Genomic DNA, 12,796 nt, shown 5'->3' on the forward strand with positions numbered 1-12,796 from the left:
ACAAACCGCAACCGGGATCGAATCCGCCCGTATCGGTTTCCAAGGCAGGACGATGAAGTTTCTCGACAAGGTCAAGGTTTATGTGCGCTCCGGCGACGGTGGCGCTGGCGCCGTGTCCTTTCGGCGCGAGAAGTTCATCGAGTTCGGCGGACCGGACGGGGGCGACGGCGGGCGGGGCGGCGACGTCTTCATCGAGGCCGTGTCGGGCCTCAACACCCTGATCGACTACCGCTACCAGCAGCATTTCCGCGCCAAGATCGGCATGCACGGCATGGGCCGCAACAGGACCGGCGCCAAGGGCGACGACGTCACGCTGAAAGTGCCGGTCGGCACGCAGGTCTTCGCCGAGGACGAGGAAACGCTGCTCGCGGACCTCACGGACGTCGGGCAGGTGTTCCGTGTGGCCGCCGGCGGCAACGGTGGCTTCGGCAACTGGCAGTTCAAGTCGTCGGTCAACCAGGCGCCGCGCCGCGCCAACCCGGGCCTTGAGGGCGAAGAGCTGACGATCTGGCTGCAGCTCAAGCTGATCGCCGATGCAGGGCTCGTCGGCCTGCCCAATGCCGGCAAATCGACGTTCCTCGCCAGTGTCACGGCGGCGCGCCCGAAGATTGCGGACTATCCGTTCACGACGCTGCATCCCAATCTCGGCGTTGCCAGTGTCGACGGGCACGAGTTCGTCATCGCCGACATTCCCGGCCTGATCGAAGGCGCGCACGAGGGCGTCGGGATCGGCGACCGGTTCCTCGGCCATGTCGAGCGCACCCGCGTGCTTCTCCACCTCGTCTCGGCGGTGGAGGAGGATGTCGCCCATGCCTACACCACGGTGCGCCGCGAGCTTGAGCTGTACGACGCCGGGCTGATCGAGAAGCCCGAGATCGTCGCCCTTTCGCAGGCCGATACGGTGGACGACGAGACGAGGCGTGACAAGCTGGACGCGCTCGCCGAGGTCGCTGGAACGAAGCCGATGGTTCTGTCCGCCGTCACGCGCCACGGCCTGCCTGACGCGCTGCGTCGCCTTCGGCGCGAGATCGAAGGCCTTTCCGCGGACGCCGCGGAAGAACAGGAGGCGAGCGACGCCAAGCGGTTCGGCGCCGCCTTGAGCGAGGAGGACTGGCGCCGATGAGCGACGGCCTTTCCGGGTTTCGGCGCATCGTCGTCAAGATCGGATCGGCGCTCCTGGTCGATCCGGAAACGGGCTTGAAGGCGGACTGGCTCCGCTCGCTCGCCGCCGACGTGGCGACGCTTCAGGGCGAAGGGCGCGAGGTTCTTCTCGTGTCGTCGGGGTCGATCGCGCTCGGGCGCTCGATCCTCAAACTGTCGCGCGGGGCGCTGAAGCTGGAGGAAAGCCAGGCGGCGGCGGCCGTCGGGCAGATCGCGCTGGCGCGCGCCTATAGCGAGGCGCTCAGCACCCACGGGATCGAAGCCGGGCAGATCCTTCTGACGCTCGGCGACACGGAGGAGCGGCGACGCTACCTCAACGCGCGCGCGACGGTTGGAACGCTGCTCGGCTTCGGCGCCGTTCCGGTGATCAACGAGAACGACACGGTCGCCACGGCCGAGATCCGCTACGGCGACAACGACCGGCTCGCCGCGCGCGTCGCCGCGATGATGTCGGCCGACCTCCTCATCCTCCTGTCGGATATCGACGGGCTCTACACCGCGCCCCCGGCGCTAAATCCCGATGCCCGCCACATTCCGCTGGTCGAGGCCATCACGCCGCAGATCGAGGCGATGGCGGGGGGCGCCGCATCCGTGTTGTCGCGCGGCGGCATGAAGACCAAGATCGACGCCGGCAAGATCGCCTGCGGCGCGGGTGCGGCGATGATCATCACCGCGGGCCAGCGGATGAACCCGCTTGCCGCCATCCGGCGCGGCGAGCGCTCGACCCTGTTTCACCCGGCCGCCGATCCCGTGCGCTCGCGCAAGCGCTGGATCGCCGGCCATCTCAACGCCTCCGGCCGTCTCCTCGTGGATGCGGGCGCTGTGCAGGCGCTGCACGCCGGCAAAAGCCTGCTTCCGGCCGGCGTTCGCCGTGTCGAGGGCGATTTCCGGCGCGGCGACACGATCCTCGTTCTGGACGAAACTGGGGTGGAGGTCGCGCGCGGCCTCGTCGCCTACGATGCGAGCGATGCGCGGCTCGTGGCGGGAATGCGCTCGGCCGAGATCGAGGCGCGGCTCGGCCAGGGCGCGCGCGGGGCAATGATCCACCGCGACGATCTCGTGGTCGGGCGCAACTGGCAGGATGAAGGAGCTGTGAGCGATGCTGGATAAGGTAGCCGACCTCCAGGGCCTGATGCGCAACATGGGCGCGCGCGCCAAGGCCGCCTCGCGGATCCTCGCCCAAAGCCCGCCCGAGACCAAGGACGCCGCGCTGCGCGCCATGGCGGACGCGGTGGAAGCCGCGACGCACGAAATCCTCGCCGCCAATGCTGAAGATCTCGAGCGCGCGCGAAGCTCCGCCATGGCCGCGTCCTTCATCGACCGGCTGACGCTGAACGAGGCGCGGATCGCGGGCATCGCCGAGAGCCTTCGCGACATCGCCGCCCTGCCCGATCCGGTGGGTGCCGTCGCCGCCGAGTGGACCCGGCCCAACGGGCTCGTCATCCGGCGCGTGAGGACGCCCATCGGCACGATCGGCGTGATCTACGAGAGCCGGCCGAACGTGACGGCCGATGCCGGCGCCCTGTGCCTCAAATCCGGCAACGCGGTGATCCTGCGCGGCGGCTCGGATTCGGCGCGCTCGTCGGCCGCCATCCATGCGGCCCTCGCGCGCGGCCTCGAAGCCGCCGGCCTGCCGGCGGACGCGATCCAGATCGTGCCGGTGTCCGACCGCGCGGCCGTCGGCGAGATGCTGGCGGGACTGGACGGGGCGGTCGACGTGATCGTGCCGCGCGGCGGGCGTTCGCTGGTGGAGCGCGTCCAGCGCGATGCCCGCGTGCCCGTGTTCGCCCATCTGGAAGGCCTGTGCCACGTCTATGTCGACAAATCAGCCGATATCGATATGGCGGTATCGGTCGCGGTGAACTCCAAGATGCGGCGCACCGGCGTTTGCGGGTCGGCGGAAACGCTGCTCGTGGACGAGGCGGTGGCCGGCACGCACCTTCTGCCGATCCTCGACGCGCTGCGCGCGGCAGGCTGCGAGGTGCGCGGCTCGGGTGCCGTTCGCGCGCTCGACCCCGCCGCCGTCCCCGCGACGGACGAGGACTTCCGCACCGAATATCTCGACGCGATCATCTCGGTCGACCTCGTGAACGGCGTCGAAGGGGCGATCTCGCATATCGCCCGCTATTCCTCCGGCCATACGGAATCGATCGTCACGCAGGATCCGGCAGCGGCCGAGCGCTTCTTCGGTGCGGTGGATTCGGCGATCCTCCTGCACAACGCCTCCACCCAGTTCGCCGACGGCGGCGAGTTCGGTTTCGGCGGCGAGATCGGCATCGCCACGGGCAAGATGCACGCGCGCGGACCCGTCGGGGTGGAGCAGTTGACGAGCTTCAACTACCGCGTCTCGGGATCGGGCCAGCTCCGGCCTTGAACTCAGGTCCCGCGCTTCGCCCGCCCCTGCCCGCCAACCTGCGCCTGCCTCCCGCCCCCGCCGGGGCGCGGATCGGGCTGTTCGGCGGGTCGTTCAATCCGCCGCACGAGGGGCACCTCCTCGTGGCCGAGACCGCGCTTCGTCGCCTCGGGCTCGATCGGCTGTGGTGGATCGTCACGCCCGGCAATCCGCTGAAGGCCGGGCGCCCGCTGGCGCCGCTCGCGGAGCGCATCGCCGCCTGCCGCGATCTGGCCCGCGATCGGCGCATCGTCGTCACCGGTTTCGAGGCCGCCCATCGTATTCGCTACACCGCCGACATGGTGGAACTGGTTCGCGCCCGGCGGCCGAACGCGCGGTTCGTCTGGGTGATGGGGGCGGACAATCTTGCCGGCTTCCATCTCTGGCAGTCCTGGCGGGCGATCGCGCAGAGCCTGCCGATCGCGGTCATCGACCGGCCTGGCGCGACGCTCGCCCCCATGAGTTCGCGCGCCGCGCGCACCCTGTGGCGCCATCGGCTCGACGAGCGCGACGCCCCGCTCCTGCCCTTCGCCGCGCCGCCCGCCTGGGTGTTCCTGCACGGGCGGCGCTCGACGCTGTCCTCCACCGCGGTTCGCGAAGCGTTAAGCCGTTCGTCTTGAAAGGGTCACGGAGGCTTGCCACCTTGATCGAAGACCGGCAAAGAACAAGTGCCGTGCCCCGCTCGCACAAGGATGATTGACCTGAGCCCCGTCGCCGAAATGAAATCGCAAGTCGAAGCCGCATCCGCCGATCCGTCCACCGAGGTCGCCGCCGATCGCCCGATGATCGATGTCGTGATCGCAAGCCTCGACGATTCCAAGGCCGAGGAAGTGGTCTCCATCGATCTGCGCACCCGGTCGGCGCTCGCCGACCATATGGTGATCGCGTCGGGCCGCTCGCATCGCCACGTGTCGGCCGTCGCCGACCATCTCCTGCGCGACCTGAAGGAAGCCGGCTTCGGCAATGCCAAGGTCGAGGGCTTGCAGAACGGCGATTGGGTGCTGATCGATACGGGCGACATCATCGTCCACATCTTCCGCCCCGAGGTCCGCTCCTTCTACAACATCGAGAAGATGTGGAGCCTCAGCGAATCCAAGGATTCGACGGTTCATTGAACCGGGCGACCCGGTTCTGACGCGGTGCGCCTCTGGATCGTCGCCGTCGGCCGGATGAAGTCCGGGCCGGAGCCCGAGCTCGTCGCCCGCTATCTCGACCGGTTGCGCAAGAGTGGCACCGCGCTCGGCCTCGAATGGGGCGGCGTCACGGAACTCACCGAAGCACGCCAGACCACGACGCCGGAGCGCAAGCGCGACGAGGCCGCGCGCATCGCGGACGCGCTGCCTGCCGGCGCGCGTTTCGTGGTTCTGGACGAGACCGGCAAGACGCCCGACTCACCCGAATTTGCCGACCTCATCGCCCGGTGGCGCGATTCCGGCATCCGCGATCTCGCCTTCGTCATCGGCGGCCCGGATGGGCTCGACCCGTCGCTGCGCGCCAAGGCCGAGAAGGCGATTGCCTTCGGTCGCCTCACCCTCCCCCATCAGATCGTGCGCATCCTTCTCGCCGAGCAGCTCTACCGCGCGACGACGATCCTTTCCGGGCACCCCTATCACCGCGCTTGAACCCGAGCGCCGGCGATGTCGATCCGCCACAACTCGTTGAAAATCATGAGATCGCAGGCCGTTGGTCATGGAACAGCCGCGCTCGCCGGTTTGCAATCGCAGCAAGGCGGGCGGTCCGTCATGGTTGATGAAATCTTAAACCCTTTCCTCGATCCTGGCCGAGCCTTCGAGGAGCGGTGATCGGGATCAGGACGTGCAGGGCTTGGGCAAATTCGGGCATGCGAAGGCGACGCGGAGCTTGATGCTCGGCCTTTTCCTGTCGGCGACCGTCCTTCCCCCGGCTCACGCGGCGCCGGACGGCGGCGCTCGGGAAACGCAGGACATCGCCTCCCGCCTCGCCGGCAACCAGGCCGAGTTGCAGCGGATCGGCGACGAGATCCGCCGCTCGCAGGAGCTTTCCGCTCGCTTGGACAAGGAGATCGCGGCGCTCGCGGCGGACCGCGACGGCATCCGACAGGCGATGATCACGGCGGCCGCCGAGCAGAAGCGCATCTCCGTCGAACTCGCGGCCTCCAGCGAGCGCCTCTCCGCCCTTCAGGGTCAGGAAGGCACCGTCAAGGCGTCGCTGCGCGAGCGGCGCGGCGTCCTCGCCGAGGTTCTGGCCGCGCTGGAGCGCATGGGCCGCAAGCCGCCCCCGGCGCTCCTGGTGAAGCCAGACGATGCGCTGGGCTCGGTTCGCAGCGCCATTCTTCTCGGCGCGGTGGTGCCCGAAATGCGCGAGCAGACCGCCAAGCTCGTGGCAGACCTCACTCGGCTGTCCGCGATCCGGAAGGAACTCGAAGACGAACGGACCACCTTTGCCGAAGCCGAGCGACGCGGGGTCGAGGAAGAGGCACGCCTCGAGCGTCTTCTGGCGGAGAAGCAGAAGCTGGAAGCCGACGGACGCCAGCGGATCGGCGAGGAGAACCGTCGCGCCGCCGAACTCGCCGCCCGCGCCACGACGCTGAACGATCTGATCGCCACCCTGGAAGCCGAGGCCACGCGCGCCGAGGCGGCCGAGAAGGAGCGCCTGCGGCTGGCCGAAGCCGCCGAGGCCGAACGCGCCCGGCAGGCCGAAGCGGCGGAGAAGAGCGCACCGGACGAGGCCGAGAGCCGCGTCGCCGAAACGCCGGACGCCGAGAAGCCGGCGGGCGCCTACGATATCGCGGCACTGCGTCGCGAAATGACGAAACTGGAACCCGCCGCCCCATTTTCGACATTGAAGAAGAGCCTCGTACGCCCCGTGGCAGGCCGGCAGATACGGCGTTTTGCCGAAGGAGACGGAATTGGGCGACCGTCTTCCGGCATCGTTCTGGCGGCGCGCTCCGGCGATGTCGTGACCGCACCGGCGGAAGGTCACGTCCTTTATGCGGGTCCGTTCCGATCCTATGGGCAACTCTTGATCCTGAACGCCGGCGATGGCTATCATATCGTGTTGGCCGGCATGAGCCGGATCGATGTGGCGGTTGGTCAGTTCGTTCTGGCCGGCGAGCCGTTGGCGGCCATGGGGCCGTTGCGGGTCGCCAGCGCGGCGGAAGCGGACGTGTCGAATGCCGAACCCTCGCTCTACGTGGAATTTCGCAAGGACGGGAAACCGGTCGATCCGACCCCCTGGTGGGCGGATGGATCATCTGGAAGGACGAGGAATGATACGTAAGCTCTCCATTCTCTTCGCCGGAGCGCTTTTGGGTGCGACCGCGATGACCGCGTTCGTCGGCCCGCATGCCGGCGTCGCCAATGCCGCCGGGTCCGACACCTATCGCCAGCTCGCGATCTTCGGCGACGTGTTCGAGCGCGTGCGCGCCCAGTACGTGGACGTTCCCGACGACCAGAAGCTGATCGAGACCGCGATCAACGGCATGCTGACCTCGCTCGACCCGCATTCGAGCTACATGAACGCCAAGGAAACGGCGGATATGCGCACCGAAACGCGCGGTGAGTTCGGCGGCCTCGGCATCGAGGTCACCATGGAGAACGAGCTCGTCAAGGTGATCTCGCCCTTCGACGGGACCCCGGCCGACAAGGCCGGCGTGCTGGCGGGCGACCTCATCGCCGAGATCAACGGCGAGCAGGTTCGCGGGCTGACGCTCGCCGAAGCCGTCGAGAAGATGAAGGGCGAGATCGGCACGTCCGTCGATCTCGTGATCGTGCGCGAAGGCGCGACCCAGCCCGTGCGGCTTTCGATCGAGCGCGCCGAGATCAAGGTCCCGTCCGTGCGCCACACGGTCGAGAACGACGTCGGCTACATCAAGCTTCTGCGTTTCAACGAGCAGACGACGTCCGGCATGGAAGAGGCGATCGCCGACATCAAGTCGAAGATTCCCGCCGACAAGCTCAAGGGCTACGTGCTCGACCTGCGCCGCAACCCGGGCGGCCTGCTCGACGAGGCGGTCAGCGTGTCCGACGCGTTCCTCGAAAGCGGCGAGATCGTCTCGACGCGTGGCCGCAACGCCGAGGAAACCCGCCGCTACAACGCCCGCTCGGGCGACGACGTGGACGGCAAGCCGGTGGTGGTACTGGTCAACGGCGGATCGGCCTCGGCCTCCGAGATCGTCGCCGGCGCCCTGCAGGACCAGAAGCGCGCGACCGTCGTCGGCTCGCGTTCCTTCGGCAAGGGCTCGGTGCAGACCATCATTCCGCTGGGCGCCAACGGCGCGCTGCGTCTGACGACGGCGCTCTACTACACCCCGTCCGGCTCCTCCATCCAGGGTCGCGGCATCCGCCCCGACATCGAGGTCGATCAGCCGCTGCCCGAGGAAATCAAGGCGCAGATGGGTCTGAAGGCCGACGAGGATCTGAAGATGGGCGAATCGTCCCTTCGGGGCCACATCCAGGGCGCCGAGGAGGGCGACGAGGGCTCCGGCTCGCTGGACTACGTGCCGCCGGAAGCCAAGGACGATCTCCAGATGCAGTACGCGCTGGAACTCCTGCGCGGCACCAAGACCAACGCGGCCTTCCCGCCGAAGCAGGACTCGGCCTCCGTCGCGAACTGAGGCGAGTCCCATTTCCATCGAAGGGCCCCGGCGACGACGCCGGGGCCTTTTTCGTTCGCCCTTAACGCTTCGAGACCGTTCGGGACGACCGTGGGCGGATCGCCGGGTGAAGCCGGGCATCCGATCGGCGACGATCATCCGTCCCCGCACGTTCTAAGCTCCGATCCAGTTCTGCGTCCTATGAAGGATGCATGCGTGACGAGCTCTACCGCCCCCTTGGCCAGGACCTGCAGCCGACCGACAGCCGCTCCCCGCCGCAAACGGGACGCTGGATCGCGGCTGCATCCGCAATCGCGCTTCTCGCTGCCGGCTCGGCCTTCACCGCCGCCACGCAGCCCCATTTCGCCCCGGCGCCCGCCGCGCCCTCCCCCGAGCCGATACTGTCCGCGAAGCTCGCGGAGACGCCGCCGCCCGAGCCCTCGATCGTTCGGATGAACCCGAATGGCGGCGTCACCATCACGGACGGCATGGGCACGCGCCCGCTGGTGGACGACGCCAATCCCTATACCGGCTCGATCCGCGTCCTGGAGCCGGGCTCGCTGCGCCAGCCGCAGGCCTTTGCCCATCTGCCGGATCAGGAACTCTTGGAAATGACCGACGGGGGCGCCCTGCCCGTTCGCGGCGGCGACGGACGGCGGCCGCTGGACGTCTATGCCGGCGCCTGGTCGGGCTCGGGCGGCACGCGCATCGCGCTCGTGGTCGGCGGGATCGGCATCAGCCAGACCGGCTCGCAGAAGGCCGTCAACGACCTGCCGCCGAGCGTGACGCTGGGCTTTGCCGCCGAGGGCAACAGCCTCGACCGCTGGATGCAGAGCGCGCGGCGCAGCGGCCACGAACTCGTCCTTCAGGCGCCGCTGGAACCCATGGGCTATCCGCAGGTGTCGGCGGGCGAGCACACGCTCACCGTCGCGGATGCGGCCGCCGGGCATTTCGATGCCCTTCGCTGGTCCATGGGGCGGCTCACCAACTATGTCGGCGTCATGAATTACATGGGCGCCCGCTTCAACGCCGATCCCGCCGCCCTGCAGCCCTTCCTCGGCGAACTATCCCGCCGTGGTCTCCTCTATCTCGACGACGGAACGTCGCCGCGCTCGCAGACCCGCGATGTGGCGCTCGCCAGCGGAACGCCGTTTGCCGCAGCCGATCTCGTGCTCGACGCCGACCGGACGCCGGATGCCATTGCCCGTCAGCTCGACGTCCTGGAGCGGATCGCCCGCGCGAAGGGCACGGCGATCGGCAGCGCCAGCGCGTTCGAAACCACCGTCGACGTCATCGCCGCCTGGACCGCCGCCGCGCAGCAGCGCGGCATCGAGATCGTTCCCATCTCGGCTCTCGCCTTCGATCCGGAAGCTCGGACCTAACGGCGACGCCCGCCGGGCGCGCGGTTTCATCCGGGGGGACCTTGGGTTAGAACGGGTTCGACCCGAACTCCCGGAGATGCCATGTCCCCCTCCCCCGATACGCTGCCCTATCGCCCCTGCGTCGGCATCATGGTCCTGAACGCGCGAGGTCAGGTGTTCGTCGGGCGACGGATTGCGGAGCCGAAGGGAGAGATGGACGGAGCGCTCCAGCTCTGGCAGATGCCGCAAGGCGGCATCGACGAGGGCGAGGACGCGCTGGAGGCCGCCAAGCGCGAGCTTTACGAGGAAACGGGGATCCGTTCCGTATCCCTGCTCGACGCCACCAAGGACTGGGTCCGCTACGAACTCCCGCCCGAACTCGTCGGCATCGCCCTTAAGGGTCGCTTCCGCGGCCAGAAACAGAAATGGTTCGCCTTTCGCTTTGAGGGACAGGAAAGCGAGATCCAGATCGATCCGCCGCCCGGCAACCACACGGCCGAGTTCAGCGAATGGGCATGGAAATCGTTGGACGAGGCGCTCGACCTCATCGTTCCCTTCAAACGTCCGGTCTACGAGACCGTGATCGCCACCTTCCGTCATCTGGAGGCGGCGTGATGGCTCGCGCGAACGACGAACTCGTGATCCGGGAGATGGGCGCCGGCGAGCTCGTTCTCGTCGAGACGATCCATGCGGCAGCCTTCGGTCGAGACACGGAAGCCCGCCTGCCACATGAGATCATCTCGGCCGGTCACGACGTCATTTCCGTCGTCGCGCTCGACGGGGACTACTTCGTCGCGCACGCGCTGTTCACGGCCTTGGAAGGCGCCGACCGCGCCTTGGCGCTGGGTCCGGTCGCCGTCGTGCCGGATCGGCAGGGCCATGGGATCGGGGTCCGCCTCGTCCGCTTCGGCCTCGATCTCGCGCGCCGGCGCGGCTGGCGCTCGGTCTTCGTCCTCGGCGATCCCGCCTTCTACGGCCGGCTCGGCTTCCGCGCTGATCTTGCGCGCGGCGCCATCGTGCCCTGGGCAGGACCCAACTTCCAGGCGCTGGAACTCGACCCCGGCGCCCTGTCCGGCTGGTCCGGCATCCTCGTCTATCCCAAGGCCTTCGGCAGCGGCGAAGACGAAACCGACGACTGACCGCAGATACAGAAAAGGGCCCGGAAACCTCCGAGCCCTTTCGAATCTTCGATGTGGAGTCTCGATTAGAGCCCCAGCGCATCCTTGGCGTTGCGCAGATCGGCCAAACGCCGCTCGGCCTTCAAGCGAACGGCACCGTCCTCGGCATCGGCGACGTCCTCTTCGGCATCGCGGATGTGCTGCTCGAGATCGGCGACATTGATCTCCTCGACCGGGGTCGCATGCTCGGCGAGCAGCGTGAACCCTTCAGGATTGATGTCGGCAAAGCCGCCCTGGACGAAGATGCGGCGCTCGCCGCCCGAAACGAGCGTCGCCTGAACGACGCCCGGTTTCAGCGTCGTCATCAGCGGGGCATGACCGGCCATGGCGGTGAAGTAGCCTTCGCTGCCGGGAGCCAGAACCGCCGAAACCTGTTCGGACAGGAGCAGACGCTCCGGGGATACCAGTTCGAACTTGAAGCCGTCAGCCACGATCCGCCTGCCTTGCTGCGCTCACCAAATGGAGCTCCGCCTGAAGCGCGGTCTCGAAATGACGGACCGCGATCTCGAATTTGTCGCGGCAGCCGGGATTGCAGAACCCGACCACCCGTTCGCGATAAAGGGTCAACGCGCCTTCCGAGATCGGTTGTCCCGACCAAGGGCAGGTCGTGTTGATCGCGTCCTCGATCCGCAGGGTCTCGGACGCGTCCATCACCATCAGGCCTGTGCGGCCATCTTCTGGGCCTTCTCGATCGCCATCTCGATCGAGCCGACCATGTAGAACGCCGCCTCCGGCAGGTGGTCGTACTCGCCGTCCACCAAGCCCTTGAAGGACTTGATCGTGTCTTCGAGCGGCACGAGCTGGCCCGGCGAGCCGGTGAACACCTCGGCCACGAAGAACGGCTGAGAAAGGAAGCGCTCGACCTTGCGCGCGCGCGCCACGGTCAGCTTGTCCTCTTCCGACAGCTCGTCCATGCCGAGAATCGCGATGATGTCCTGCAGCGACTTGTAGCGCTGGAGGATCTGCTGAACGCGGTTGGCGACCTCGTAGTGCTCCTCGCCCACGATATAGGGCTGGAGCATGCGCGAGGTGGAGTCGAGCGGATCGACGGCGGGGTAGATGCCCTTTTCCGAGATCGCGCGGTTGAGAACCGTGCGCGCATCAAGGTGGGCGAACGAGGTCGCCGGCGCCGGGTCGGTCAGATCGTCGGCAGGCACGTAGATCGCCTGGACGCTCGTGATCGAGCCCTTGGTGGTCGTCGTGATGCGCTCCTGCATGGCACCCATATCGGTCGCCAGCGTCGGCTGGTAACCCACGGCTGACGGAATACGGCCGAGAAGCGCCGACACCTCGGCGCCCGCCTGCGTGAAGCGGAAGATGTTGTCGACGAAGAAGAGCACGTCCTGGCCTTGGTCGCGGAAGTTCTCCGCGATGGTAAGACCGGTCAGCGCGACGCGCGCGCGGGCACCCGGGGGCTCGTTCATCTGGCCGTAGACGAGCGCGGCCTTGGAGCCGGCGGTCGAGCCACCGTTCTCGTGCGGGTCCTTGTTCACGCCGGACTCGATCATCTCGTGGTAGAGATCGTTGCCTTCGCGGGTGCGCTCGCCGACGCCGGCGAACACGGAATAGCCGCCATGCGCCTTCGCGACGTTGTTGATGAGTTCCTGGATCAGAACCGTCTTGCCGACGCCCGCGCCGCCGAACAGGCCGACCTTGCCGCCGCGCGCGTAGGGCGCGAGAAGGTCGATGACCTTGATGCCGGTAACGAGGATCTGCGACTCGGGGTTCTGCTCGATATACGGGGGAGCCGGCTGGTGAATGCCGCGCTTGGCCGAATGCTCGATCGGGCCGACCTCGTCGATCGGCTCGCCGATGACGTTCATGATGCGGCCGAGCGTGCCGTCGCCGACGGGCACTTCGATGGTCGTGCCGGTATCCGTCACCGGCTGACCGCGCACGAGGCCTTCGGTCAGATCCATCGCGATGGTGCGGACCGTGTTCTCGCCGAGATGCTGGGCGACTTCGAGAACGAGACGGTTGCCGTTGTTGTCGGTTTCCAGCGCGTTCAGAATCTCCGGCAGGTGATCGTCGAACTCGACGTCGACCACGGCGCCGATGACCTGCGCGACCCGCCCGCGGCGGCCATTGATGTCCAGAGTGTCAGCCATGCGAGTTTCCTCTCGATCGTATC

At 67.8% G+C, this 12,796-nt stretch carries 15 protein-coding genes; 12 read left to right on the top strand and 3 right to left on the bottom strand.

What is annotated here, in order from left to right; translation table 11 throughout:
- Positions 1–52: 52 nt before the first annotated feature.
- From obgE to H7A85_RS11020, 12 genes are all read left to right on the top strand, one after another.
- Positions 53–1,123 (top strand): GTPase ObgE, encoded by a 1,071-nt coding sequence (gene obgE / locus H7A85_RS10965; protein WP_182085972.1) that lies wholly within the window; start codon positions 53–55, stop codon positions 1,121–1,123.
- Positions 1,120–2,271, top strand: a complete 1,152-nt coding sequence (proB, locus tag H7A85_RS10970; protein ID WP_182085973.1) for a glutamate 5-kinase — start codon at positions 1,120–1,122, stop codon at positions 2,269–2,271. Before obgE ends, proB begins: the two co-directional genes overlap by 4 nt.
- Positions 2,261–3,535 (top strand): glutamate-5-semialdehyde dehydrogenase, encoded by a 1,275-nt coding sequence (locus H7A85_RS10975; protein WP_182085974.1) that lies wholly within the window; start codon positions 2,261–2,263, stop codon positions 3,533–3,535. Before proB ends, H7A85_RS10975 begins: the two co-directional genes overlap by 11 nt.
- Positions 3,532–4,173, top strand: a complete 642-nt coding sequence (locus H7A85_RS10980; RefSeq protein WP_244631118.1) for a nicotinate-nucleotide adenylyltransferase — start codon at positions 3,532–3,534, stop codon at positions 4,171–4,173. The genes H7A85_RS10975 and H7A85_RS10980 overlap by 4 nt, the downstream gene beginning before the upstream one ends.
- 162 nt (positions 4,174–4,335) lie before the next feature.
- A complete protein-coding gene (gene rsfS / locus H7A85_RS10985; RefSeq protein WP_182086116.1) occupies positions 4,336–4,668 on the top strand; it encodes a ribosome silencing factor in 333 nt (110 codons plus the stop codon).
- Between the two features lie 24 nt (positions 4,669–4,692).
- The gene (gene rlmH, locus H7A85_RS10990; protein WP_182085975.1) at positions 4,693–5,175 is read left to right on the top strand and encodes a 23S rRNA (pseudouridine(1915)-N(3))-methyltransferase RlmH; all 483 of its coding nucleotides are present in this window, start codon (positions 4,693–4,695) and stop codon (positions 5,173–5,175) included.
- Between the two features lie 15 nt (positions 5,176–5,190).
- Positions 5,191–5,355, top strand: coding sequence for a hypothetical protein (locus H7A85_RS10995; RefSeq protein WP_182085976.1), 165 nt, complete (start codon positions 5,191–5,193; stop codon positions 5,353–5,355).
- A 61-nt stretch (positions 5,356–5,416) separates the two neighbouring features.
- Positions 5,417–6,811, top strand: a complete 1,395-nt coding sequence (locus H7A85_RS11000) for a peptidoglycan DD-metalloendopeptidase family protein (RefSeq protein WP_182085977.1) — start codon at positions 5,417–5,419, stop codon at positions 6,809–6,811.
- Positions 6,801–8,147: a S41 family peptidase gene (locus H7A85_RS11005; RefSeq protein WP_182085978.1), complete on the top strand. Its 1,347-nt coding sequence runs from the start codon at positions 6,801–6,803 to the stop codon at positions 8,145–8,147. Before H7A85_RS11000 ends, H7A85_RS11005 begins: the two co-directional genes overlap by 11 nt.
- A gap of 191 nt (positions 8,148–8,338) precedes the next feature.
- Complete coding sequence (locus H7A85_RS11010) at positions 8,339–9,508, top strand: divergent polysaccharide deacetylase family protein (protein ID WP_182085979.1); 1,170 nt, start codon at positions 8,339–8,341, stop codon at positions 9,506–9,508.
- Positions 9,509–9,589: 81 nt separating this feature from the next.
- Positions 9,590–10,102, top strand: coding sequence for an RNA pyrophosphohydrolase (locus H7A85_RS11015; protein ID WP_182085980.1), 513 nt, complete (start codon positions 9,590–9,592; stop codon positions 10,100–10,102).
- The gene (locus H7A85_RS11020; RefSeq protein ID WP_182085981.1) at positions 10,102–10,626 is read left to right on the top strand and encodes an N-acetyltransferase; all 525 of its coding nucleotides are present in this window, start codon (positions 10,102–10,104) and stop codon (positions 10,624–10,626) included. Before H7A85_RS11015 ends, H7A85_RS11020 begins: the two co-directional genes overlap by 1 nt.
- A gap of 65 nt (positions 10,627–10,691) precedes the next feature.
- Here the strand turns inward: H7A85_RS11020 and H7A85_RS11025 are convergent, their stop codons facing one another.
- Genes H7A85_RS11025 through atpD form a run of 3 tightly spaced genes read right to left on the bottom strand, consistent with a single transcriptional unit; the run spans position 10,692 to position 12,773 of the window.
- The gene (locus H7A85_RS11025) at positions 10,692–11,096 is read right to left on the bottom strand and encodes a F0F1 ATP synthase subunit epsilon (protein WP_182085982.1); all 405 of its coding nucleotides are present in this window, start codon (positions 11,094–11,096) and stop codon (positions 10,692–10,694) included.
- Complete coding sequence (locus tag H7A85_RS11030; protein ID WP_348519698.1) at positions 11,089–11,322, bottom strand: glutathione S-transferase; 234 nt, start codon at positions 11,320–11,322, stop codon at positions 11,089–11,091. The genes H7A85_RS11025 and H7A85_RS11030 overlap by 8 nt, the downstream gene beginning before the upstream one ends.
- Positions 11,322–12,773, bottom strand: coding sequence for a F0F1 ATP synthase subunit beta (atpD, locus tag H7A85_RS11035; protein WP_182085983.1), 1,452 nt, complete (start codon positions 12,771–12,773; stop codon positions 11,322–11,324). Before atpD ends, H7A85_RS11030 begins: the two co-directional genes overlap by 1 nt.
- Positions 12,774–12,796 lie beyond the last annotated feature (23 nt).

The sequence above is a fragment of the Aureimonas sp. ME7 genome, assembly GCF_903970965.1.
Lineage (GTDB): Bacteria > Pseudomonadota > Alphaproteobacteria > Rhizobiales > Rhizobiaceae > Aureimonas.

Coding starts and splice junctions, on each gene's coding strand:
- obgE (WP_182085972.1), top strand. CDS start 53: ATGAAGTTTCTCGACAAGGTCAAGGTTTATGTGCGCTCCGGCGACGGT.
- proB (WP_182085973.1), top strand. CDS start 1,120: ATGAGCGACGGCCTTTCCGGGTTTCGGCGCATCGTCGTCAAGATCGGA.
- H7A85_RS10975 (WP_182085974.1), top strand. CDS start 2,261: ATGCTGGATAAGGTAGCCGACCTCCAGGGCCTGATGCGCAACATGGGC.
- rsfS (WP_182086116.1), top strand. CDS start 4,336: ATGATCGATGTCGTGATCGCAAGCCTCGACGATTCCAAGGCCGAGGAA.
- H7A85_RS10995 (WP_182085976.1), top strand. CDS start 5,191: ATGTCGATCCGCCACAACTCGTTGAAAATCATGAGATCGCAGGCCGTT.
- H7A85_RS11000 (WP_182085977.1), top strand. CDS start 5,417: ATGCTCGGCCTTTTCCTGTCGGCGACCGTCCTTCCCCCGGCTCACGCG.
- H7A85_RS11005 (WP_182085978.1), top strand. CDS start 6,801: ATGATACGTAAGCTCTCCATTCTCTTCGCCGGAGCGCTTTTGGGTGCG.
- H7A85_RS11010 (WP_182085979.1), top strand. CDS start 8,339: ATGCGTGACGAGCTCTACCGCCCCCTTGGCCAGGACCTGCAGCCGACC.
- H7A85_RS11015 (WP_182085980.1), top strand. CDS start 9,590: ATGTCCCCCTCCCCCGATACGCTGCCCTATCGCCCCTGCGTCGGCATC.
- H7A85_RS11020 (WP_182085981.1), top strand. CDS start 10,102: ATGGCTCGCGCGAACGACGAACTCGTGATCCGGGAGATGGGCGCCGGC.
- H7A85_RS11030 (WP_348519698.1), bottom strand. CDS start 11,322: ATGGTGATGGACGCGTCCGAGACCCTGCGGATCGAGGACGCGATCAAC.
- atpD (WP_182085983.1), bottom strand. CDS start 12,773: ATGGCTGACACTCTGGACATCAATGGCCGCCGCGGGCGGGTCGCGCAG.